This window comes from Sporacetigenium sp. TC11 (assembly GCF_058146105.1).
Map to the genome: position 1 here is coordinate 84439 of NZ_JBYVNY010000009.1, position 23767 is coordinate 108205.

Below are 23767 nucleotides of genomic sequence, written 5' to 3' on the forward strand. Positions count from 1 at the left end.
CAAGGTCCCATCTCGTCGTTGGCGACATGAGCGTAGCGAATTTTATTGTACAAAATCTAAATAATACTCTATAAAGTCATCTATATCGTCGTCATCGTCTTCTGCTTTAGGAACATCAACTATTCCTTGTTCTTTTTTTATTCTATTTTCAAAGAATTTCTTAGCTACCTGTGGAAACAATGCATATGAAAGCACATCTTCTTCACTTCTAGCTAAATTTTCTATTTCTTTTTTTGTTTTATCGTATTCTGGTTCTAATAAATCAGCTGGCCTTACTGTAATTATTTCTTCATCCCCTATTATCTTTTGTTTAATTTCTTCTTTAATAGGATATGGAGGCGTACCATATAAACCTTTTACATAGTCCTTTATTTCTTTTGGAACTAATTTATACCGCTCACCCATTAATACGTTGAATAAAGATTGGGTTCCAACCATTTGACTCATAGGAGTAACAAGTGGTGGATATCCTAAATCTTCCCTAACCTTTGGAACTTCTCTTAAAACATCTTCATATTTGTCAATTGCATTTTGTTGTTTTAATTGAGATAATAAATTAGATAACATTCCTCCTGGAACTTTATAATTAAGTGTTTGAGGCTCTGTAAATAATACCTTAGGGTCTAGTATACCATCTTTCATATATTTATCCCTTATAGGCTTAAAATACTCAGCAACCTCTATAAGTGCACTCATATTAAGTTCTGGATTTCTATTCATTTCACTAAATGTTACAGCTAGTGATTCTGTTGGCGGCTGAGATGTTCCACCTGAAAATGGAGATATAGCTGTATCTATTATATCTGCTCCACCTTCTACAGCCTTCATATATATCATATCAGCTATACCACTTGTGCAATGAGTGTGAACTTCTATTGGGAGTTTAGTTGTTTCCTTAATTTTTTTCACTAATTCATATGAATTGTATGGAGTTAATACTCCAGCCATATCCTTTATGCATATAGAATCAGCACCCATAATTTCCATTGATTTTACTAATTCTAAATAATAATTAGTGTTATGAACAGGGCTTGTTGTATATGATATAGCACATTGACAATGTGCACTTTCTTTTTTTATAGTTTTTATAGATGTTTCTAAATTTCTTATATCGTTTAATGCATCAAATACCCTTATTATATCTATTCCATTTTCTATAGATTTTCTTATAAATCTTTCAACTATATCATCAGAATAATTTCTATATCCTAAAAGATTTTGACCTCTAAGAAGCATCTGTAATTTAGTATTTTTTATCCTAACCCTTATCTGTCTCAATCGTTCCCAAGGGTCTTCGTTTAAGAATCTTAAGCAAGCATCAAAGGTAGCTCCACCCCACATTTCTAATGCGTGATATCCTACTTTATCCATAGTTTCTAGTATGGGAATTATCTCGTCAGTTTTAAGTCTTGTGGCTATAAGAGATTGATGTCCGTCTCTTAAAACTGTCTCTGTAAACTTAACCTTATTCATAAAACTCATCCCTTCTTAGTTTACTATCCTTGAATTGCTTTTTCTATTCTATCTAAACCTTCTTTTATATTTTCTAAAGATGTAGCATAAGAAAGTCTCATGTAATTGTCGTTACCAAATCCAACTCCCGGAACTACTGCTACTTTAGCATGTTCTAGTAAGTAATCAGCAAAATCAATAGAATTATTTATAGTATACCCATTTAATTTTTTACCTAACAATTTACTTATATTAACCATCACATAAAACGCACCTTGTGGTTTTAGGCAAGATAAATTTTCTATTGAATTTATTTTGTCTACCATAAACTCTCTTCTTTCTTTAAATGCCTTTATCATTTCATTAATAGGCTCTTGTGATCCTTTTAATGCTGCTATGGTAGCATATTGAGCTATTGTATTTGGGTTAGATGTTGCATGACTTTGGAAGTTACCCATAACCTTAGCTAACTCCTTATTTGATGCTGTATATCCTATTCTCCATCCTGTCATAGCATATGCTTTTGCTACTCCATTTACTACTATTGTTAAGTCCTTTATTTCTTCTCCTAAAGAAGCTATACTTACATGTTCTCCTTCATATAACAGTTTTTCATATATTTCATCAGATATAACGTATATATTATTTTCAACTGCTATTTTTGCTATCTCTTCTAAATCTTCTCTTTTATAAACTGTTCCTGTTGGATTATTTGGGCTATTTAATATTATAGCTTTAGTTTTTTCATTTACAGATTTTCTTAAATCGTTTATTGAATATTTAAATTCATTTTCTTCTGGACAGTCTACAAATACTGGAGTCGCGTCTGCTAACTTAACTAATTCTGGATAACTAACCCAGTATGGATTTGGAACTATAACTTCATCTCCTGTATTACATATAGCTGACAATATATTATATAATGAATGTTTTGCTCCATTTGATACAACTATTTGATCTATTGTATAATCTAAGTTATTATCTTCTTTAAGTTTTTCACATATGGCTAATCTTAAGTCTTCCATTCCTGAAGCTGCTGTGTATCCTATGTTCTCTTCTTCTATAGCTTTTATAGCTGCTTCTCTTATGTACTGTGGAGTTTTAAAATCTGGTTCTCCAGCTCCAAAACCTATTATGTCTATACCTTCTGCTTTTAATTTTTTTGCCTTAGCTGTTATAGCCAATGTAACAGATGGCGCTATAGATTTTAGTTTATTAGATATTTGTTTCATGATATTACCTCCTGTTTGTTAACGTTTTCTTTAGTTAAAAATATCTATATAATTATATTATCAATTAATACCCCAAGAGTATACTCATAAATTAAAGTATCTATAATTTTAAGACTAATAAAAAAATTCATTATTCTTTTTTTGCTTTAATTTAGTATATTTCAAATTTAATAATATACAAAAATATGGAAATTGTCTATATCTTTATTATTTGTAATAAATAACAAAAATATTTTTCCTCATTTATGAGAAATATATTATTGAAGTGATTATTTTATAAGGAGGAATTAATATGAATTTAAAGAGAGCTCATGAGATAAAAGATTCAAATGGATATATAACAGCTTTTTTTAGAGACCAACCTATTTTAATAGAAAGTATAAATAATGAAAATGAATCTGCTTTTATAGTTTTTCGTTCAAAACCTACAAGAGTTGAAGTTCCAATAGACGAGATACATGAAAATTATAAGTTTAGAAATAAAGAACTTCAATAACACAAAAATATCGCTGAATTTTCAGCGATATTTTTTATATGAGCGCAGCGAATTTTATACCCATTTATCTAAACCATTATAATTATCTGTGTCTTTTAAGTAGCTATTTCTACTCTTTAATTGATCTTCTCCATGGTAATTTACAGTAGTATTGTATACTATACTAGGATTATCCTTTAATTCATTTCTTTTATTTTGTAGCTTATGACTTTTATTTCTATTGGAATTTATAGCTATAAATCCCATTATACTTAACAAAGTAAAAACAACGATATTTAATGCTATTAATATTCCTTTATATTGAAATGCATTTTCAAAAGCAAGTATATTTATGGGTATTAAATTTGCAATAATCATCACATACATAGAAACTACTATAAATGTAATATCATTCATAATTTGTCCTCCATTTTCATAAGTTATATTGAATGTATATGTGGCGTATATATGATTTATTACCAAATATTTTATATATATACATTAAGACAAATTATTTATATATATAGAAATTATTCAATGTATGTGAGATAATTAATATAAAAAATAGAAATTTAAGAGGTATTTAAATGTCAGTTCAAAATATTGAAAAAATAATTATGCTTAGCTTGCTAAACAATTTATCAAATAAAAAAAGTGAAAGTTCATCAAATTTTAATTTAGTACTTAATTCTCTTATGAGTTCTTTTGCAAAAGAAAGTTCATATATTAGTACCCCTATTGATAGTATTAGTTTTGAAAATAATATTAATACTTTAGATACTCTACAAGGAAATATAAATAGCCAAAAAATTATAAATACAAATAATTCAAATAGCTCTAATCAAACAGATGCTGCGATAAACCTTGCTTATAAACAAATAGACAAGCCATATGTATGGGGTGCAACAGGACCTAGTAATTTTGATTGTTCAGGACTTACTTCTTATATATACAAAAATGCATTTAATAAAAATATTCCTAGAACCTCTATACAACAAAGTAACTATGGATTACATGTTGAGAAAAAAGACTTACAGCCTGGGGATTTAGTATTTTTTGATACAGATAAAGATGGGGATGTAAACCATGTTGGTATGTACATAGGAAACAATGAATTTATCCATGCTTCATCTGGAAAAGATAAGGTAGTTAAGTCAAGTTTGGATAATAGTTTTTATAATAAAGTTTATAAGGGTGCTAGAAGACCATAAAATAACCTCCTTATTAAAGGAGGTTATTTTATGGTCTTTATATATTCTTTTATTCTATCTTTATCTCTTGGAACTTTTCCAGAGAATATAGTCTTTCTAACTATATATTTTGTATCATTGTCTACATTATCATCCAATAAGTCATCTATATTCTCGCATTCTCTATATCTAAATATATAATTTGTTGCAGTATATTCCATAAATGTTTTTATCAATCCCATATCTTCATCTGGATTTAATAATTTTCTAGTTGCAACTATATCTGCATATCCTATTAAAGCTATATCTACACTTTCATTCTTTGTTTCGTTAAACATTTTAAAAAGATTTTCAGATGACATATCATTGTGTTTATATAAGTACAACGGCCACATGTGATATCTTACATAATTGTATAATATTTTTATTGATTTATCCCCTAGTCCTAACCTTTTTCCTATATCTACTATAATATCTGCCCCTATTACTTCATGGCCTTTAAATCTAACTCTTCCGGTTTCATCTACCTTTCTTGCAGCTGGCTTTCCTACATCATGAAATAGAGCTCCTAGTTTTAGCAGTTGGATTCTAGTTATATCATCTTCTATAACTTCATATAAGTGTTCTCTATTATAACCTCGTATATGTCTTTCTAAAAAATCTTCTGAATACAAGATTCTTTCTAATGTCTTCAAAACATAAATAGAGTGGTCGTAACAGTTTAAAACATGATACTTACATTCTCCTACTTCTTTCATAGGTTCTATTTCTGGAAATATTTCTTTAAGCTTACTTGTTTTGTCTAAATCCTTTATATATTTATAACTTATATCCTCGTTAAAAATTTCTAAAATTTCTCTTCCCAATTCCATAGATTCACCTCTAAATTTATAAATCTAATACTTGTTGATATACATCATTTTTAGATAGTTTTCTCTCTTTACATACTATTTTTATAGCTTCTTTTTTGTTCATACCCTCTTCTACAAGTTTTATAACATATGCCCTTTCATCTAATTCATCATATTTAGATACAACTTCAATTTCTCCAGTAAAGCCTTCTACTATAATTACAAATTCACCTTTTATATCTCTTTCATTTAATATATTTATACAGTTTTGTATATTATCTCTTATTACTTCTTGATATTTTTTAGTTAATTCTCTATTTATACATATATTTCTATTTCCTAATATATTTAACATATCCTCTAAAGTATCTTTCAATCTATGAGGAGATTCATAAAATATAATAGTTCTTCTTTCTTGTTTTAATTCATCCAATTGTTTTCTTCTTACTTTTTTGTCTCTACTCAAGAAGCCTTCAAAGGCAAACTTATTTGTTGGAAGTCCAGAACCTACTAATGCCGTTACAAATGCTGTAGCTCCAGGAAGCACTTCTACTTCTACTCCTTCATCTATAGCCTGTCTTATTATAACCTCACCCGGATCTGATATGCCAGGCATGCCTGCATCAGTTATTATAGCTATATTTTCTCCATTTAATAACTTTTCTACAAGATAACTTCCCTTAGAATCTTCATTGTGTTCATGATAACTAGTAAGAGGTTTTGATATATTAAAGTGGTTTAATAACCTTATACTATGTCTAGTATCCTCAGCTGCTATTAAGTCTACTTCCTTCAATACATTTAAAGTTCTGTAAGTTATATCCTCTAAGTTCCCTATTGGTGTTGGGCATACGTATAATTTTCCGCTCATTTATATCTCTCCTATATCTTCATTTGCATATATATCTCTTATTTCTTTACTATAATTTCCGTCATTGTCATAAACATAAAGTGGGTCTAATACTTTAAGTTCTGGTCTTCCAGATTTAACAAATTCAACAAGCATAATGTTAGGCGCTTTTCCAGGCTTAGGATGTATAAACTGAATTTTTTTTGGTTCTAGTTTGTATTGTCTTCCTAATGTTATTATATCAACAAGCCTAATTGGTCTATGTACCATAAAAAATTTTCCTTGGGGCATAAGAAGCCTTGAAGCAGCTTTCATAACATCTTCTAATGTACATTTTACTTCATGTCTTGATATTGCTTTTTTGTCATTAGGATTTTTTATTCCACCTTCGTGCATATACGGTGGATTAGATGTTACGACATGAAATCCATTAATAGGTAAAACCTTATCTATATTTTTTATATCCTCATTTATTATTTTTAATCTATCTTCTAACCTATTTAGCTTAACTGAGCGATTTGCCATTTCATAAACTTCTTCTTGTATTTCTACTCCTATTATTTCCTTTGCATTACTTTTGCCAGCTATAAGTATAGGTATTATACCTGTTCCCGTCCCTAAATCAACAACCTTTGCATCCTTTTTTACAGTTGCAAAGTTTGCAAGTAATACAGCATCTACTCCAAAACAAAATCCAGTTGTATCTTGTATTATTTTAAGTCCTTTTAATTGCAAATCATCTATTCTTTCATTTTCTTTTAAAATTATGTCCATAATTATTCTCCTTACAAATTATTATGTATTTATTATTGCCTTAAATTATATAAAAAAGGTAGGAAAAATCCTACCTCTTATTAGTCTTCTAATTTTTTTAACATTTTTAGTGTAGCTGGGTCTAAATCATCATGGTCGTGTTTGCATCCACCCCCACTGCCACAACATCCACCGCCACATTTTTTAGCTGCTTCTACAACTGTTACTTCGTGTATTTCATATAATTTAACAGTCTTATTTTCTAATTCTACCTTTATTTGTTCTAATAGTGTATTAGTATCTATTATTTTTCCTTTTCCATCTGGAGTTTTTACTATCGATGATACTGGCGGTATTTTTTCTAGTGACTCACTATATGAATTATGTTCATATTTTAAGCAACAGAATAATCTTCCACATACACCAGATATTTTTGTTGGATTAAGAGAAAGGTTTTGATCCTTTGCCATTTTTATAGATACTGGTTGGAAATCTCCAAGCCAATAAGAACAGCATAAAGGTCTTCCACAAGGCCCTAGACCTCCTATTGTTTTTGCTTCATCTCTTACACCTATTTGCCTTAATTCTATTCTAGTTTTAAATATTGAGGCTAAGTCCTTTACAAGCTCCCTAAAATCTATTCTTCCCTCTGCTGTAAAGTAGAATATAAGCTTATTTCTATCAAATGTATATTCACAGTCTGTAAGGAACATATCTAAGTTATGCTCTTTTATTTTTTGAGTACATACTTCATATGTTTCTTTGGCTCTTTCTTTATTTTCATTGTATATTTTTGTATCTTCGTCATTAGCTATTCTAACTATAGGTTTAAGAGGGGATACTATTTCATTTTCACTTACTTCTTTAGGTCCTACTACTACAAGACCATACTCAAGCCCTCTAGCAGTTTCTACCACTACATTTATTCCTTCTTCTATTTCAAGGTCCATTGGATCAAAATAGTATATCTTACCTGCATTTTTAAATCTAACTCCTACTATATTTATCATTTGATCACCTCATGTATATTCAAAGCCATAACTTGTAGGCTTATATTAAAGTTACAATTGCTACTTAGCTTTTTTTTAGTTCCCTCTATTATATCAATAATAGTAGCTACTTGAGAATAGGAAATTTTTTTATTTAAGTTTTGCAGGTACACTAGTTGGTCTATGTTTATTAACATTTCCTTATTTGCTTTTTCCTTGATAATCATAATATCTCTAAAATAAGTTATCATTATATCTAATGTGTCTACTATATTTTCTTTATATTGTTCAAAGTTTGATATTAAATCGAGTATATCAACTATATTTCCTTCTATACTTAAATCTATAAGCTTTTGTATATTGGCTCTTGTATTTTTAAATTCTTCAGAATCTACTAACTCCAATGCCTTTGCTATACTTCCCCTGCAAAAAGAAGATATATATTTTGCTTTTTTTTCATCTATATTATGTCTATCTACAAGATAGTTTTGTATATCTATTATTGATAACGGAGTAAATTTCATTATTTCACATCTAGATTTTATAGTATTAAGTAGTGTTTCTTTATTTTCTGTTATAAGTATTATAATAACGTATCCAGGCGGTTCTTCTAGAGTTTTTAAAAGGGCATTTTGAGCTTCTACGGTCATTTTTTCTGCTTCATTTATTACATATATTTTGTAGTTTTTATGAGGCTTGATTACTATATCTGACTGTAATTCCCTTATTTGAGATATTTTTATACTACTTCCACTGGGATTTATCTCTATATAATCTGGACTATTTTCTAAGTTATTCATGTCTAATAATATCTTTGAAAGTTCCACGGAAAACTTATGTTTTCCTATTCCATTACTACCTTCAAAAATATAGGCATGACTTACTCTACTTTTATTTAAACTGTTTATCATATATTTTTTTGCAAAGTCTTGCCCAATAATATTCTCAAAATACATAATTATATCTCCGTATTCTCCAAAAAAATTTATTTTTTATCTATTATAGATATTATACTATTATATATTTCTTCATGTATATCTTCTATACTTCTTAAATTATCATTAGTAACGCAGCTTATCTTCTTCCAATTATATTTATCTGCTATATACAGTGAATTATTGTATGATCTAGTTAGATACTCTATATCACTTTCATGTATATCCTTTTTTGATTCTCCTGTTATTTTGTTTTTTCTATTTGCCATAAGCCTTTGGCTGTATTCTATTGGAACATCTAAAAACACAACACAATCTGGCTGTGGCAATTTATATAAATTAAATTCAAAGTCAAATAGCCAATCCAAGAATTTATCTCTTTCTTTTGTATCCATTTTAGATGCTTGATGTACCATATTTGACGTAGTATATCTATCACATATTACTATTCCGCCCTCTTCATGGAATTTTTCCCATTCAGTTTTATATGATGCATATCTATCCCCTGCGTAAAAAGTAGATGCTACATATGGATCTACATCTGATGGATTTTTCCCGAAGTCTCCTCTTAAATACATCTTTACTAATGATGATGAATCACTTTTGTAATTAGGATACTCAACCTTTTTTATTTTATATCCTTCATTTAATAGTCTTTCATATATCTTAGAAGTTTGAGTTGCTTTTCCACTTGCATCTGAACCACTTTCTATTATGATTAGCTTTCCTCTCATTTTTTCCTCCGTATTTATTCTTTATCTATTATTTGTACATATTCTAAATTATTATCCTTAACTCCATTTACTTCCATTCCTAATTTTTTGCAATTTAGTACATAATCTATAGCTTCTTTGGTTATTTCTTCTCCAGGTGATATCAAGCTAACTCCAGGAGGATAAGGTATTATATATTCTCCACAAATCTTACCTATAGATTCATTTATATTTATATCTATTTTCTTCCTATAAAACGCATCTCTAGGACTCATTATTTTTTTAGGAAGTGTAGTTGGATATTTTATTGTTTTAGATAACTTATTATCTTTTTTAAGCTTGTCTATTTCACTTAATGCATGCTTTAATTTATCAAAGTCTTGTTTTGTATTTCCTATACTACTTATTAATAATACGCCATAGTAATTTGATAACTCCACTTGAATCTTATACTTATTTCTCAGAATACTACCTAATTCATATCCTGTAATTCCTAAATCCTTAGTTAATATATAAACTTTGGTAATATCTTGGCTATCTTGTTCGTATACTTTTATGTTGTCTAATTTCTTTATGAATTTTTTTAAATCAATTATATTATATATAAGCTCTCCCATTAAATCCTTACCATTATTTTTATATATCTCAACTGCTAATTCTAATGATGACAACAATATGTAAGATGGGCTAGATGATTCTAGTATTCTCAAATATGATTTAATTTTACCTATATTTACTTTGTCTCCTTTTATATGGATCATAGAAGATTGTGTAAACGAAGGTAGAGTCTTGTGAATACTATGTATAACAATGTCTGCTCCTAGTTTTAGTGCTGAATTTGGCAACTTCTCACTTAATTCTAAATGTGACCCGTGAGCTTCATCTATTATTAATATCATTTCCTTACTGTGTATATAATCTGCTATAGATTTTAAATCATATGTATTTCCAAAGTAAGATGGATATGTAAGAAGTACACCCTTAGCATCTATATTATCTTCTACTACATTCTTTATATCATTAAGTGTGTATCCTGTAGATATTCCATATTCTAAATCTATATTTGGATTTATATATATAGGTTCTATATCTCCTAGTATACAAGCATTTATAACCGATTGGTGACAGTCTCTATTTACTATTATTTTTTCCTTGGAATTACATATACTCATAATAGCTGATTGTATACCACATGTTGATCCATTCACAAGATAGAATGTATAATCGCTTCCAAATATATTAGATACATTTTCTTGAGACACTTTTATAGCCTCTTCTGGATTATGTAAGTTATCAGTACCTGGTATTTCTGTTGTGTCCATAGTATATAAATTTGATACTATATCTTTATATCCGAGTCTTTCATATATACTTCCTTTTTTATGACCTGGCATATGAAATGACGTTATGTTGTCATTAACTATATTTTTTAACGAATTTATAATTTCCATTTTTAATATATCCCCTTAAATGTTTATTATATATATTATACATTAAAACATAAAAAAGATTGTGTCCATTTGGATACAACCTTTACATTTCCATGTTATTATTTGGTTTTTTATGTTCATCTCTTATTAATATATTGAATATCTTCAGAATGATAATTAACTGAGAATAGATTTCTATTCTACACTTCCTCTTTCATGCTATTTGTTATAATAACGCCCTTTTTATTTTTAATAATACCGGGTTTACATTTAAATGACTTTGAACAGCCTACATTAAGATCTATATCTCCATTTATTTTAGTATCTAGAGTTATAACATCACCTACTTTTAGGTCTAAGAGTTCTTCTACACTTATTTTTGTCTTTCCTAGCCTTGCAACTATATCAGTATTTGCACCACAAATACTGTTGTATAGTGCACTTGTAAATTCAAAATCATATTCTTTGTTTTCCCTTATAAAAAGTCTCTTTGATTCTAATTGGTCTAATACTGGCTCCATACAACTATATGGATTACAAAAACTCATTTTTCCTACTTCTTTATTGCCATTCATCATTTTCATATGAGAAATAAGAACTGGTTCACTTACTGGATATTTTTTACTAGAGCCTACATTAGTATAAACATTAGAAACTTCTCTATATTCACAACCTTCAAAGATATGCATTTTTGTTAAAAAGTTACTCGCTATATATGATATTAATTCTCTATCAATTTTAGCAAGTTGTCTTTTATAATCATCAAGTATTCCATCTCCACTAAGCATTAAATCTATCAGTGAAAGCGCAACACTTTTGTCTAATTGATATATAAGACCTTGAACTAAAGGTTGTATTGCATGTTCAATAATTACAGAATCATTGGATATCATATTTATAAATTCTTCGTAGTTTGTTTGTTCTGTCTTTTCTAATTTACATACTATATTTGGCCTTTTTAATTCATAAGCTATAAATAGATTTATACTCTTACAAAATTCTTCTGATATTACAGATAAAAATCGCATATTGTCTGTAGAATATTTTTGCGGCTTTTTAAAGTCATATACAATTATTTCTTTTTTCATAAATTTTATCGTATCTCCTTTCTAAATTTTGTTTTATCTCACTCCATTATAATTTGTCCTCTTAAATGTGTCTATAATATTATACTAGCACCAATATTATAAAAGTAAGATGTCTAAACATCTTACTTTTATAATACTAATTCTATATGTTGTTCTCTAAGTTTAATTATTTATCATCAAAATAAATTACAGTTTAGATAAAGCAGACACAATAATTTCTTCTTTAAAAGGCTTTACAATAAAACCTTTTGCTCCATAAATAATTGCCTCTTTCATTCTCGCTTCTTGCCCTAATGCTGATACCATAACAATTGATGCCCCTGGATCAATTTTTTTGATTTCTCTTAAGGCCTGTAAACCATCCATTTCTGGCATAGTAATATCTAGCGTTACAATATCCGGTTGTAATTCTTTATATTTTTCAATTGCCATCAAACCATTTTCTGCCTCACCAACTATCTCGAACTCATAATTCTGAAGCATATTTTTAATAGACATACGCATAAATGCTGCGTCATCAACTATTAATACTCTTTTCATACAATTTCCTCCCTTTTTATCAATTATAATCGTTTTCTATACACTGATGGTTTTACACGTTCAAAATCTGTTTCTAAATTAGATAAACTTTCAGACATTCCAATTATCAAATATCCTCCTGGTTTAAGCGAGTCGTATAATCTTTTAGATAATTTTTTGTTTGTAGCATTATCAAAATAAATCATAACATTTCTACAAAAAATAACATCGTATTTACACTTATCCCAACCTATACTATTATTTAAATTGAAATATTTAAATTCAACTAAGTTTTTGATATTTTCAATAACTACATAATTTTTATCGTTTATCCTTTGAAAGAAATTTTTCACCCATGATTGTGGCAATTTCAATACTTTGTCTTCTGAATAAATACCTGCCTTTGCTTGTTTTAGCACACTATTTGAAATATCTGATGCTGTTATAGACACTTTTGCCCTTGAGTTCTTTCCAAAAATAGATGCTGCTGACATAGCGATACAGTATGGTTCTTCTCCGGTTGATGAGGCTGCACACCAAATCTTTATTCCTCCGATTGATGGCCTTTTTAACTTAGGTAATAATACCTCATCTTTTAAAAATTCAAAGTGTTGTTCCTCACGCATAAAATAAGTAAAATTTGTTGTTAGCTTATCTACTAAAATAGTTACTTGCTCTCCACTCTTATCTTGCATCAGGTTATCTATATAACTTTTAAAGTCAGCAAATCCTAAACGCTTTACTATCGATACTAGTCGTGTTTCAATCAGTGTTTTTTTCTTTTCAAGATTTATCCCATAATTATTATACATAAAATTTTTTAATCGCACAAAGTCTTTATTAGTTAATTCCATTATTCATATCCTCTACAATTTCAATTAACGAGTCGCAGTCTAATATTAACTGAATTTCATTATTTATTTCACTAACACCTTTTATGAAATTTTGCTTACTTTCTTCTTTATTTGATGTCATTTTCATACTTTGATTAGGTGAAATATTAATAACTTCATTCACAGCATCAACTATTAAACCCATTTTATCCATATTGTTTTCTATTATAATAATACAAGTTCTCTCATTATAATCAATTGGCTCCATATCAAATCTCATCCTAGCATCCATTACAGGAATAATAGTACTTCTTAAATTTATAATCCCTTTCATATACTTAGGAAGGAATGGAACTTTAGTTATTGGCAACATTTCAATAATTTCTATAATATATTTTGATGATAATGCATATTTTTGATTATTTATAACAAATACCATGTACAAATCATCTATTTTATTCTCTATTATCTCATCATTTGTATTCACAAGTAATACACCATCCTTTTAAATTACTTTTTCAATTTTTCCAATACTCTTGATACGCAGTTTATTTGTAAGAGTATCAAAGATGATAGTTCTTCCATTAGAACCTAATACATCTTCAGAAACAATAGAAATATTCAATTTTGCTAATGTTTCTTTGCATGCTTTTACATTTTTTTCTCCAACAGTAAATATACTACTGCCTGTATTTTTAAAATTAAACATATGTGCTCCACCAGCTAACTTCCCTTTTATAAATCTGGTATTAGCACCTGCTTTTTTCATTTCATTATATAATAATGCAATTCCAGTATCTGCATATTTTGCCTTATTTACTATGTTTTTTTCATTGTTTGAATTCGGAAGTAAAACATGAACTAATCCAGCAATCTTATTTACCTCGTCGTAAAGTACTACCCCACAACAAGATCCCAAACCTATAGTCATAATTTGATTAGGCGCTTTTATAATCTTAAATTCTGCTATACCCACTGTTACATTTTCCATTAATCCACAAATCCTAGTGATGCTAATAGTTTTTTACATGACTCTACTTTAGGAATAAAATAATATTTTCCATCAATTTTTTGATCTGTAGTGAAAAAATCTGTTTCAATACATAAAATTGAGTCAGCAACCTCACCATATAATGAAGCTGGTAAATTCATAATTGCCATAACCATATCTACACTAAAATAAGGAATTGATGGATCTATAGTTAAATTTGTCATATCAGATATTGCAGTTAAGTATGTTCCACAAAGTATATTGCAAATTTCTCCTATTGAATTTAATTCTTCACAAACCGAATTGTAATCATCTCTATCACATATAATTTCTTTTCCAGAAAGTTTTGATAATAAATTAAGTGCCGAATCAATTTTCATAATAACCATAATAAACCCTTCCATATCTCCTGAAAGTTGTAAAACAGTTCCTACAACTAACTCTTCGGGAGAACTATAGCTATTAGTTATATCTGAAAACTTAATCATATCACTTTTAGGAAGACCTATATCAACTATTTCATTTAACATCATAGCTAATGAATTCGATGCATTTCCTGAACCTATATTACTAATCTCACTAAATACATTCAATTTATCACATTCAAATCTCATATATACCTACTTTCTACCTAATCTATAGATTTTACTGTTAATGTTCTTCTCTTTAATTGATTTAATATTACATTTGGAATCATTTCTAAGGAAGATTCTTTTAAAACTGCCCCTAAATTCATCGCGGCCATTGGCATTCCATATACAACACAAGAATGTTTATTTTGACCTACAGTATAGCCTCCTGCTTTCTTTATATCAAGTAGTCCTTTAGCTCCATCAGAGCCCATTCCAGTTAATATAACACCTATAGCATTTTCTTTAGCAACTTTTGCTACAGATTCAAATAAGTAATCTACTGAAGGACAATGGCCACTAATTTTTTCTCCTTCTTTAACTTGTAATATATATTTATTACCTTTATTTACAATACCCATATGTAAAGCTCCAGGTGCGATATATGCATGTCCACTTAATACTTCTTCTCCATCTTTAGCCTCTGACACGGTTATCGAACATTCTCTATTTAAACGTTCTGCATATTTTTGGGTGAATACAGGTGGCATATGTTGCGTAATAACAATTCCAGGTAATCCTAAAGGTAATTGCCTTAATAATTTACTAACAGCTTCTACACCGCCCATAGATGCCCCAATAGCAATTATCTCTTTATTATTTTTTCTTCTTATACTTGTACTGTCTACTGTGCTTTTTTTCTGTACAGAATTATTAATCACCTTGCCCAATTTAGCAACGGATGCTTCTCTAATTTTAGATGCTAACTCATTCGAAAAATCGTTCATTGTATTTGCTGTTGGTTTTTCAACAAATCCAACAGCTCCAGCACTTATAGCTTCGAAACACCTATCATCAGCACCACTAATAACAATTGTAGGAATAGGGTATTGATTCATTAAAATCTTTAAAAATTCAATTCCATTCATTCCTGGCATTTCGATGTCTAATGTTAATACATCTGGTCTAAGTTGCAGTATTTTATCTCTAGCATCATATGAGTCTTTAGCCGTTCCCACAACTTCCAAATCTGGATATTCTTGAAGATACTTTGCTATAACACGTCGAAACATAATAGAGTCATCAATTACCAATACTTTTATCTTTTTATTATCTTCCATAGACTACCTCTCCTTTTAAATGCCCCCGCTGTCTTACTACACGATTTTTGCCTAATTTATCAGCAATTTTGGCAGATTCATCTATAGTAATTCTGTACATGATATTGTACTAACACTATTTACTTATTTATAACGGCGTTTACATCAAATATCAAACTAATAGAACCGTCTTCTAAAATAGAACAACCTGACATGTAAGATTGAACCTTTTCAAACTGTGTCAACAATGTAGGTATTGGTTTAATTACCACTTGTTGTTGACCAATAATACTATCTACGATGATACAAACATTTCCCATTTCAGACTCTACTAAAATCATAATACCTTCATTAGATTTTGCAGTTATATCAAGTATCTTTGATAATCTACGAATTTCATAGCAATTACCTCTAATAATACTATGTTCTTCTCCATTTGGGTTTTTAACAATCTCATAAGCACCATGCCTAAACACTTCTTTTATATTAAGTGATGGAATAATATATATTTCATCACCTATTTGTACTTTCATTCCATCTATAATTGCCAATGTTAGTGGAATACGGAGTACAATCATAGTACCCTTTCCTTTTTCACTATCTATACTAATAGAACCTCTTAACTTACGAATGTTTGTATATACAACATCCATACCTACGCCTCGTCCTGAATACTCAGTTACAGCATCTTTTGTAGAAAATCCAGGTGATAATATAAAGTTGTATGCCTCTTTATCACTGATTTCTTCAATGCTTTTACTTGTAATTCCTTTTTCAATTGCTTTTTTAATAATAGCCTCTTTATTTAACCCTCGCCCATCATCTTTAATAATAATGACAACATCTCCACCAGTATTTTTTGCTTCTAATGTAATAGTTGCCTTCTCTGGTTTTAGCTGTTCTCTACGCTCTTGTGGCATCTCAATACCATGATCCATACTATTCCTTATCATATGCATTAAAGGATCTGATATATTTTCCAAGATGTTCTTATCTACCTCAGTTTGTTCACCAATCAATACTAAATCTACTAATTTGCCAGTTTTTTTGCTCATATCTCTTACAACTCTTTGCATTTTAGTAAAAGTAGAAGAAATTGGTACCATACGAATCGACATAACAACATCTTGTAATTCATTTGTCAATTGATGTAACCTTCTTGCCTGTTTTTCAAAGCTTTCTGGATCAAAATTTTCTAGTTGTGATTGTTTTTCTACCATAGATTCAGTAGTAACAATTTCTCCAACTAAGTTCATTAATGTATCAACTTTATTGATATTTACAGTTAAATAACTGTTTTTATTAGATGCCTGTGATTGAGTAGTTTCTTCTTTAATTTCTTTCTTTAATGTATTATTAATGATTGCTATTTCACCATTTACCTTATTAGGTATATTTGACTGAACAATTTCTTCTTTAATTTCTTTTTCTAATATATCCTTAGTGATTGCTATTTCATCATTTATCTTATTAGATATATTTGACTGAACAATCTCTTCTTTAATTTCTTGTTCAAGTATATCATTGGTGATTGCTATCTCATCATTTATAGTGTCCTGACTACCAATTGAATTAGCTACGCCAAAAACATTTTCTAATTGTGTTTCATCTGTAGCTTCTATTATTTCAAGACTTTTTAAAAACATAGTTTCCTCAATGGATTTTTCAAGTTCAGATTTATCTACAGTTGTTTTTACATACATTGTAAAACCATCTTTGACTATCTCATCATCACATTCTACATTTAAATCTTCTGGTATAGTTTTCATAATAGAACATAAGCCATCAATCATAGTAGCTACACCAAGTGCTCTAATTCCTTCCATACCACATCCACTCTCGAAAAAAACTTTTATCCCAAAGTATCTTTCCCCAATTGTTTGTGTAGGCAAGTTTATATCTAAAAAGTTATCTTCGTCATTATTTTCATCATCATTTTTTAATAAACCTAAAGCTCTTTCATGCAATTCATCAATGCTAGCCTCTGGAAGTAATCCCTCTTGTACATTTAACATTTCTGCTTTAAGGAAATCTATAATAGCTAACACAACATCAACGACTTCTTCCCACTTACTATGAGAAAGCTCAAGACCATTACGTATTTCATCAAAAACATCTTCTATACTATGAGTAAGTTTTGTTAAACTATCATATCCCATCATGGCTGAAGAACCTTTAATAGTGTGCATTGCACGGAAAATTTCTTCAATTTCTTCTTTCCCTAACTTGCCAGTATCTACTTGACTTACAAGTAAAATTACTTCTAATTTCTCTAATAATTGCATATTTTCATGCACGTAAAATTCCGTTAAAGAATCCATTCCGCTCATATTCTTTCTCCTTTATCAATTAAACATTATAGATTTCAACTTACTTCATATTTAAGTTCAGTTTTTAAAAATGGAAGCCCAAAAGCTTCCATTTTAAAAAATCATAAATTATAATATATTATTTAGATTCATTTATATAAAATAATTAATTTCATTACTATTGAAGTTTATATGTTTATGCGAACGATTCAGATTCATCCATATCAAAATAATTAATTTCATCACTATTGAAGTTTATATGTTTGTGAGAACGATTTTTATCCTTTAGTTTAAAGTTCTCGATAAGTGATTTCAGCATCTGTGCTTGTCCGCTTAATTCTTCACTACTAGCAGCACTCTCTTCTGCTGTTGCAGAATTAGTTTGTACTACCTCTGAAATTTGTTCTACTCCTAATGTAACATGAGAAATAGCAGTAGCTTGTTCTTCAGATGCTTTAGCTATTTCATCCACTAATACAGTAGTTCTATTAGTTGTATTGATTATTTTCTGTAGTGACTCAGCTGTGTTATCTACAATCTTACTTCCATTATCAACTGATTTTATTGAATTTTCAATAAGTGTAGCTGTGTTCTTAGCAGCTTCTGCAGATTTAGCAGCAAGATTTCTCACCTCATCAGCAACGACAGCAAATCCTTTACCAGCAGAACCTGCTCTAGCGGCTTCCACAGCGGCATTTAATGCTAATATGTTTGTTTGGAATGCAATATCGTCTATTGTTTTTATTATTCTCCCTATCTCATTAGAAGTAAATGAAATTTCTTCCATTGCTTTAACCATTTGTTTCATTTGTTCATTACCTTCTTTAACTTGACGGCCTGAACTTATTGTTAGATTATTAGCTTTTTTTGCATTCTCTGCAGTATCTTTAATTTTTTCTGATATTTCTATAATAGTTGCAGATAACTCTTGAATTGCACTTGCTTGCTCAGTAGCACCTTGTGATAACATTTGTGATGCGCTTGCCACTTGATCTGATGCTCCCCCAACTTCTTCTGAAGCTACATTAATTTGTGACATTGTTTCACTTAAATCACTAGTAATTCTATTCACTGATTTTTCGATATTTTTAAATACTCCTATGTATTCTACTTGAGGTGCAACATCAAAATTACCTGATGCAACGTCTCCTAAAACACGAACTGTGTCATTTATAATTTCCTTAGTTTTATTACTCATTTGGCGCATACTATTTGATAAATCACCTAATTCATCCTTTGATTCATAATTAATATTAATATCAAAATCACCAATAGCCATTTTATTTGCAGCTATTTTTATTTCTTCAATTGGCTTTCTTAATCCCTTTGTAATATTTAATGATATAACTACTCCTACTATTATTGCAAATACACTCATTCCTATAGAAGCATACGTTGATTTTGACACTGTATCATGTACGGTTTTATTGAATTCAGTACCATCTACCTCTGCCTGTTCACTAAAATCTATTATAATTTCTGAAATCTTACCAAATTTATCAGCCCATCCGCTAGTATCTATATCCAATATATTCCCACTAAAACCTTCACTATTTGCAGTTGAATATATTTTTTCATATTCTTGTCTTAGCGCAGCCGCCAAATTCTCAAGCTCATCAAGTGTTCTTTGATCCTCAACAGAATCACGAAGTGTAGAAGCATTACGAATACTTTCAATTCTTTGATTAATATCATCAAAATCAGCTAAAATTACTGTTCTATATGCTTCTTGGTCATTCTCAAGAAATGTATTATTAATATTCCTTGCAATATTAGCTAAATCTCTACGAATCCATACAGAATCAGATGTTACTACATAAGGCCCCGTAAATAAATCATTACTTAGTTTTTCTGCTTTTTTCAAATTAGACACTGCATAAAGGTTTGCAAAAGCTGTAAGTATCAACACAATAGCAAAAGATACCATTAGCTTTTTACCTATTTTTAAATCCTTCATATTATACTCATTCCTCCCTATAATTTGATTTATTATAATTTATGTTACATAATCAATAAATCATTTTTATCACCTTAAATAATTTATCGGATAAATATATAGATACTTTAGTTATATTTTTGTATTTTTTTGGTGTATTTTGTGATAAATCTGCATATTTCGCAAATAATAAAATAAATGGAATAATTTAACTATTAATTTTAAAAATCTAATCTTTAAAATAAAAAAGGAAGCTTAAAAGCTTCCTTTTTTAAAACTATGAATTATAATATTTTATTAAGATTCATTCATACCGAAATAATCAATTTCATTACTATCGAAGTTTATATGTTTATGTGAAGAATATTTATCTTTTAATTTAAAGTTTTCAATGAGTGATTTTAACATTTTTGCTTGTCCGCTTAATTCTTCACTAGCAGCGCCACTTTCCTCTGCTGTTGCAGAATTAGTTTGTACTACGTCTGAAATTTGCTCTACTCCTAGTGTAGCTTGAGCAATGGCACTAGATTCTTCCTCAGATGCTCTAGCTATCTCGTCAACTAATTCAGTAGTTCTATTAGTAGTATTAATTATTTTTTGAAGTGATTGTGCTGTATTATCCACTATCTTACTTCCATTGTCAACTGCTTTTATTGAATTTTCAATAAGTGTAGCTGTATTTTTAGCAGCTTCTGCTGATTTGGCAGCAAGGTTTCTCACCTCATCGGCAACAACAGCAAATCCTTTTCCAGCAGAACCAGCTCTAGCAGCTTCTACAGCAGCATTTAACGCTAATATATTTGTTTGGAATGCAATATCATCTATTGTTTTTATAATTCTACCAATTTCATTAGAAGTATGTGAAATTTCCTCCATTGCTTTAACCATTTGTTTCATTTGTTCATTACCTTCTTTAACTTGACGACTTGAATTTAATGTTAAAGAATTAGCCTTTTTAGCATTTTCTGCAGTATCTTTAATTTTTTCAGATATTTCAATCATAGTAGCAGATAATTCTTCAATTGCACTTGCTTGCTCAGTAGCACCTTGTGATAACATTTGTGATCTTCCTGCCACTTGTTCTGATGCCGCCTCAAGTTCTTCTGACGCTACATTTATTTGTGATACTGTTTCACTTAAATCATTAGTAATTTTAATCACTGATTTTTCAATATTTTTAAATACTCCTATATATTCTACTTCAGGTGTAACATCAAAATTACCACATGCAATTTCTCCTAAAACACGAACTGTATCATTTATAACTTCATTAATTTCGTTACTCATTTGGCGCATACTATTTGATAAATTCCCTAATTCATCCTTTGATTCATAATTAATAATAGTATCAAAGTCACCAACAGCCATTTTATTTGCAGCTATTTTTATTTCTTCAATTGGCTGCTTTAATCTCTTTGTAATATTCACAGCTATAACTACTCCTGCTGCTATAGCAAATACACTCAGCGCTATAGAAATAAACCATGCTGTTGATGCTGTATCTTGTATTTTCTTGTCAAATTCAATACCTTGAATTTCTGCATCTTTATAAAGTGCTATTGCACTTGCTTCACATTTATCATACGCTTGATAATATTTACTATCTGGACTTGTTGCCATTTCGTGTGCAGCCTTATCTTCTCCTTGTTCTTTAAGTTCATAAACCTTTTCATATTCTTGTCTTAACTCTGATAACGAGCTTTCAAGATTAGAAAGTGAATTTTCATCTCCTGCAAAATCCTCTTTAAGTATTTTAATTCTTTCATTAATACTATCGAAATCTTTCATAGCGTAAATTCCATATTCCGCAGGATTATCTATAGCAATTGCATTCATAAGATTTTGGTCAATGGAAACTATATCTCTTCGAATCCCCATAGACTGATTTGTTAATTCATACGGTCCCTCAAATAAATCCTTACTTAGTTTTGCTGAATTTTTTAAATTAGATAATACATAAACATTTGCAAATATTGTAATTATCAATAAAACAATAAATGATATGCCTAACTTTTTGCCTATAGTTAAATTTTTCACAAATATTCCTCCCCAGAAGTAATCATTATTAAGCCATATTGCCTTAATATTTATGGTTTACATGTTTAACCATATTATATTTCGACAAAATATTACCATAATTTTACACTTTCCTAAGTTTCAAGTCAATTAATATTTTTAGAAATCTAATCTTTTTAATTTTATATACTCTTATCTGATATATTATGTAAAAAAAAGTCCTTAGTTCAAAGGACTTTTACACAGTTTCAATACTATATTCAAAATTTAGTTTTTGTCTATATTGATAAACTAAAGAGTCTAACATATTAATAATTTCATGCTCTGAAGGAATTACTATATGTTTTCTTGCATCTAATATAAATCTACATTCCTTATTTATCATTGTAGATGCTGTTACTCTTTTATTAACACTACCTTTCATACCTCTTAGTAAGTTTGGTATATTGTCATTTGTAATATGTTTTAATATAAGAGATACCTCTTTAGATGTAAGCATATTTTCTATTTCAACGATTTGTAACTCTTGATTAAATATATCTATAATTTCTTTTGCATCATCTTTTATGTATTTGTCCAATAAAAGCCTACTTACACCTATAAATATCATTACTATTAATAAAGATGCTATTATACCACCTACTATTGATGCAACATTTAATGGTATAAATGTAATCACACTAGCTATAACCTTACCTACATAAGAACCAAATATCCAGCCTAAAGTTCCCCCTAATACGCCAAGCAATATAACTAATATCTTTTTAATAAAAGATTTACTAGATGTATCTCCTAATAATACATTTTTCATATCTGTGCTAGAAAATATTGCATTAGTAATAGTTCCTACAATCTCAGATGTATTTACTAAACTATTTCTTTTGTAACTTTTTATATCTATACTATTGTACATATTTTCATAATTTAAATTACTAGTAGGGTATCTGTAAAGTTTCATTTCTTCATCATTTCCTGTAACATTGTTATTCTTAACAAACCTTTTGTATTCATCTTTCTTACTTTCATCGCTAATTTTTAAGCAGTCTATAAAATAAGCATCAAAAACTTTCATAGTTCTTGTTATCCCTTTTACCAGTGCTTCTTCTCTACTAAGTCCATCCCATATAGCAAGTGCATATTCTACCATCCCTGATAAACCTAGTATACCGTCACTTTCTATACTTCCATCTATCTCATAATATGATAACCCTTCTATTTTTCCCTCTTTAGCTAAAGTCTTAGCTTGTGTATAACTTACATTACCTTTTTTTAACATTTCTACAGCATCTTCTATTTTTATATTTGAACTAGTTTCTTTATTAAAAACTCTTTTCTCTATATCTCTAACTGCTTCTTCATATTTATCTCGAGGGACTTCTACCTTCATTATACTTCCATCCATGTTTTTATGCCTAATTTCACCATAATTTAAACATGCATCTACACATCTTTGAGCTGTACTATTATATTTGTTTATAGCATTTAAGTGAAATATATTCTCATTTTTAGCTTCTTCATTCTTTGATTCAGACATAT

General features: G+C 29.1%; 23 protein-coding genes. 2 read left to right on the forward strand and 21 right to left on the reverse strand.

Going from position 1 to position 23767, the window contains the following annotated elements:
- Positions 1–42: 42 nt before the first annotated feature.
- Both ACUSRV_RS12930 and ACUSRV_RS12935 read right to left on the reverse strand, forming a co-directional pair.
- Positions 43–1473 (reverse strand): oxaloacetate decarboxylase subunit alpha, encoded by a 1431-nt coding sequence (locus ACUSRV_RS12930; protein WP_490142387.1) that lies wholly within the window; start codon positions 1471–1473, stop codon positions 43–45.
- Between the two features lie 23 nt (positions 1474–1496).
- Positions 1497–2684 (reverse strand): pyridoxal phosphate-dependent aminotransferase, encoded by a 1188-nt coding sequence (locus ACUSRV_RS12935; RefSeq protein ID WP_490142388.1) that lies wholly within the window; start codon positions 2682–2684, stop codon positions 1497–1499.
- A 292-nt stretch (positions 2685–2976) separates the two neighbouring features.
- Between ACUSRV_RS12935 and ACUSRV_RS12940 the strand changes: the two genes are divergently transcribed.
- Entirely contained in the window at positions 2977–3180 is a 204-nt protein-coding gene (locus ACUSRV_RS12940; RefSeq protein WP_490142389.1) for a small, acid-soluble spore protein, H family, read from the forward strand.
- Between the two features lie 54 nt (positions 3181–3234).
- Here ACUSRV_RS12940 and ACUSRV_RS12945 read toward each other — a convergent pair whose 3' ends face one another.
- On the reverse strand, positions 3235–3576 hold the full coding sequence (locus tag ACUSRV_RS12945) for a hypothetical protein (protein ID WP_490142390.1): 342 nt from the start codon (positions 3574–3576) through the stop codon (positions 3235–3237).
- Positions 3577–3746: 170 nt separating this feature from the next.
- Here ACUSRV_RS12945 and ACUSRV_RS12950 point away from each other — a divergent pair, with 170 nt between their 5' ends.
- Entirely contained in the window at positions 3747–4370 is a 624-nt protein-coding gene (locus tag ACUSRV_RS12950; protein WP_490142391.1) for a C40 family peptidase, read from the forward strand.
- Positions 4371–4393: 23 nt separating this feature from the next.
- On the opposite strand, the gene ACUSRV_RS12955 is transcribed toward ACUSRV_RS12950, so the two are convergent.
- The 18 genes from ACUSRV_RS12955 to ACUSRV_RS13040 all read right to left on the reverse strand — a co-directional run bounded on the left by ACUSRV_RS12955 (position 4394) and on the right by ACUSRV_RS13040 (position 23765).
- Complete coding sequence (locus tag ACUSRV_RS12955; protein ID WP_490142392.1) at positions 4394–5221, reverse strand: HD domain-containing protein; 828 nt, start codon at positions 5219–5221, stop codon at positions 4394–4396.
- 16 nt (positions 5222–5237) lie between these two features.
- A complete protein-coding gene (rsmI, locus tag ACUSRV_RS12960; RefSeq protein ID WP_490142393.1) occupies positions 5238–6071 on the reverse strand; it encodes a 16S rRNA (cytidine(1402)-2'-O)-methyltransferase in 834 nt (277 codons plus the stop codon).
- Complete coding sequence (locus ACUSRV_RS12965; protein WP_490142394.1) at positions 6072–6824, reverse strand: tRNA1(Val) (adenine(37)-N6)-methyltransferase; 753 nt, start codon at positions 6822–6824, stop codon at positions 6072–6074. It abuts the gene before it with no gap.
- Between the two features lie 80 nt (positions 6825–6904).
- The gene (locus ACUSRV_RS12970) at positions 6905–7813 is read right to left on the reverse strand and encodes a PSP1 domain-containing protein (RefSeq protein WP_490142395.1); all 909 of its coding nucleotides are present in this window, start codon (positions 7811–7813) and stop codon (positions 6905–6907) included.
- Positions 7810–8748 carry a DNA polymerase III subunit gene (locus tag ACUSRV_RS12975; RefSeq protein WP_490142396.1) on the reverse strand — a complete coding sequence of 313 codons (939 nt, stop codon included), beginning with the start codon at positions 8746–8748 and terminating at the stop codon, positions 7810–7812. The genes ACUSRV_RS12970 and ACUSRV_RS12975 overlap by 4 nt, the downstream gene beginning before the upstream one ends.
- A gap of 29 nt (positions 8749–8777) precedes the next feature.
- Entirely contained in the window at positions 8778–9461 is a 684-nt protein-coding gene (locus ACUSRV_RS12980) for a dTMP kinase (RefSeq protein WP_490142397.1), read from the reverse strand.
- Between the two features lie 14 nt (positions 9462–9475).
- Positions 9476–10891, reverse strand: coding sequence for an aminotransferase class I/II-fold pyridoxal phosphate-dependent enzyme (locus ACUSRV_RS12985; protein WP_490142398.1), 1416 nt, complete (start codon positions 10889–10891; stop codon positions 9476–9478).
- Positions 10892–11070: 179 nt separating this feature from the next.
- On the reverse strand, positions 11071–11958 hold the full coding sequence (locus ACUSRV_RS12990; RefSeq protein WP_490142399.1) for a flagellar motor switch protein FliM: 888 nt from the start codon (positions 11956–11958) through the stop codon (positions 11071–11073).
- Positions 11959–12144: 186 nt separating this feature from the next.
- Entirely contained in the window at positions 12145–12498 is a 354-nt protein-coding gene (locus ACUSRV_RS12995; protein WP_490142400.1) for a response regulator, read from the reverse strand.
- 23 nt (positions 12499–12521) lie between these two features.
- Positions 12522–13331: a CheR family methyltransferase gene (locus tag ACUSRV_RS13000; RefSeq protein ID WP_490142401.1), complete on the reverse strand. Its 810-nt coding sequence runs from the start codon at positions 13329–13331 to the stop codon at positions 12522–12524.
- A complete protein-coding gene (locus ACUSRV_RS13005; protein WP_490142402.1) occupies positions 13318–13797 on the reverse strand; it encodes a chemotaxis protein CheW in 480 nt (159 codons plus the stop codon). Before ACUSRV_RS13005 ends, ACUSRV_RS13000 begins: the two co-directional genes overlap by 14 nt.
- Positions 13798–13815: 18 nt before the next feature.
- Positions 13816–14301 carry a chemotaxis protein CheD gene (locus tag ACUSRV_RS13010; RefSeq protein WP_490142403.1) on the reverse strand — a complete coding sequence of 162 codons (486 nt, stop codon included), beginning with the start codon at positions 14299–14301 and terminating at the stop codon, positions 13816–13818.
- Complete coding sequence (locus ACUSRV_RS13015; RefSeq protein WP_490142404.1) at positions 14301–14915, reverse strand: chemotaxis protein CheC; 615 nt, start codon at positions 14913–14915, stop codon at positions 14301–14303. Before ACUSRV_RS13015 ends, ACUSRV_RS13010 begins: the two co-directional genes overlap by 1 nt.
- Before the next feature lie 17 nt (positions 14916–14932).
- Entirely contained in the window at positions 14933–15991 is a 1059-nt protein-coding gene (locus tag ACUSRV_RS13020) for a protein-glutamate methylesterase/protein-glutamine glutaminase (RefSeq protein WP_490142405.1), read from the reverse strand.
- Positions 15992–16110: 119 nt separating this feature from the next.
- Positions 16111–18300 (reverse strand): chemotaxis protein CheW, encoded by a 2190-nt coding sequence (locus ACUSRV_RS13025; RefSeq protein ID WP_490142406.1) that lies wholly within the window; start codon positions 18298–18300, stop codon positions 16111–16113.
- 175 nt (positions 18301–18475) lie between these two features.
- Positions 18476–20236, reverse strand: a complete 1761-nt coding sequence (locus tag ACUSRV_RS13030; RefSeq protein ID WP_490142407.1) for a methyl-accepting chemotaxis protein — start codon at positions 20234–20236, stop codon at positions 18476–18478.
- Positions 20237–20512: 276 nt separating this feature from the next.
- Positions 20513–22252 (reverse strand): methyl-accepting chemotaxis protein, encoded by a 1740-nt coding sequence (locus ACUSRV_RS13035; RefSeq protein ID WP_490142408.1) that lies wholly within the window; start codon positions 22250–22252, stop codon positions 20513–20515.
- 217 nt (positions 22253–22469) lie between these two features.
- Positions 22470–23765: a hypothetical protein gene (locus tag ACUSRV_RS13040; RefSeq protein WP_490142409.1), complete on the reverse strand. Its 1296-nt coding sequence runs from the start codon at positions 23763–23765 to the stop codon at positions 22470–22472.
- Between the last annotated feature and the right edge of the window lie 2 nt (positions 23766–23767).

Bases quoted from the DNA above. Each gene is read 5' to 3' on its own strand.
- ACUSRV_RS13010 (WP_490142403.1), bottom strand. From the start codon at position 14,301: ATGGAAAATGTAACAGTGGGTATAGCAGAATTTAAGATTATAAAAGCG.
- ACUSRV_RS12980 (WP_490142397.1), bottom strand. From the start codon at position 9,461: ATGAGAGGAAAGCTAATCATAATAGAAAGTGGTTCAGATGCAAGTGGA.
- ACUSRV_RS12940 (WP_490142389.1), top strand. From the start codon at position 2,977: ATGAATTTAAAGAGAGCTCATGAGATAAAAGATTCAAATGGATATATA.
- ACUSRV_RS12945 (WP_490142390.1), bottom strand. From the start codon at position 3,576: ATGAATGATATTACATTTATAGTAGTTTCTATGTATGTGATGATTATT.
- ACUSRV_RS13015 (WP_490142404.1), bottom strand. From the start codon at position 14,915: ATGAGATTTGAATGTGATAAATTGAATGTATTTAGTGAGATTAGTAAT.
- ACUSRV_RS13030 (WP_490142407.1), bottom strand. From the start codon at position 20,236: ATGAAGGATTTAAAAATAGGTAAAAAGCTAATGGTATCTTTTGCTATT.
- ACUSRV_RS12935 (WP_490142388.1), bottom strand. From the start codon at position 2,684: ATGAAACAAATATCTAATAAACTAAAATCTATAGCGCCATCTGTTACA.
- ACUSRV_RS13025 (WP_490142406.1), bottom strand. From the start codon at position 18,300: ATGAGCGGAATGGATTCTTTAACGGAATTTTACGTGCATGAAAATATG.
- ACUSRV_RS12995 (WP_490142400.1), bottom strand. From the start codon at position 12,498: ATGAAAAGAGTATTAATAGTTGATGACGCAGCATTTATGCGTATGTCT.
- ACUSRV_RS13040 (WP_490142409.1), bottom strand. From the start codon at position 23,765: ATGTCTGAATCAAAGAATGAAGAAGCTAAAAATGAGAATATATTTCAC.
- ACUSRV_RS12985 (WP_490142398.1), bottom strand. From the start codon at position 10,891: ATGGAAATTATAAATTCGTTAAAAAATATAGTTAATGACAACATAACG.
- ACUSRV_RS12955 (WP_490142392.1), bottom strand. From the start codon at position 5,221: ATGGAATTGGGAAGAGAAATTTTAGAAATTTTTAACGAGGATATAAGT.
- ACUSRV_RS13020 (WP_490142405.1), bottom strand. From the start codon at position 15,991: ATGGAAGATAATAAAAAGATAAAAGTATTGGTAATTGATGACTCTATT.
- ACUSRV_RS12950 (WP_490142391.1), top strand. From the start codon at position 3,747: ATGTCAGTTCAAAATATTGAAAAAATAATTATGCTTAGCTTGCTAAAC.
- ACUSRV_RS13000 (WP_490142401.1), bottom strand. From the start codon at position 13,331: ATGGAATTAACTAATAAAGACTTTGTGCGATTAAAAAATTTTATGTAT.
- ACUSRV_RS12975 (WP_490142396.1), bottom strand. From the start codon at position 8,748: ATGTATTTTGAGAATATTATTGGGCAAGACTTTGCAAAAAAATATATG.
- ACUSRV_RS12990 (WP_490142399.1), bottom strand. From the start codon at position 11,958: ATGAAAAAAGAAATAATTGTATATGACTTTAAAAAGCCGCAAAAATAT.
- rsmI (WP_490142393.1), bottom strand. From the start codon at position 6,071: ATGAGCGGAAAATTATACGTATGCCCAACACCAATAGGGAACTTAGAG.
- ACUSRV_RS12965 (WP_490142394.1), bottom strand. From the start codon at position 6,824: ATGGACATAATTTTAAAAGAAAATGAAAGAATAGATGATTTGCAATTA.
- ACUSRV_RS12930 (WP_490142387.1), bottom strand. From the start codon at position 1,473: ATGAATAAGGTTAAGTTTACAGAGACAGTTTTAAGAGACGGACATCAA.
- ACUSRV_RS12970 (WP_490142395.1), bottom strand. From the start codon at position 7,813: ATGATAAATATAGTAGGAGTTAGATTTAAAAATGCAGGTAAGATATAC.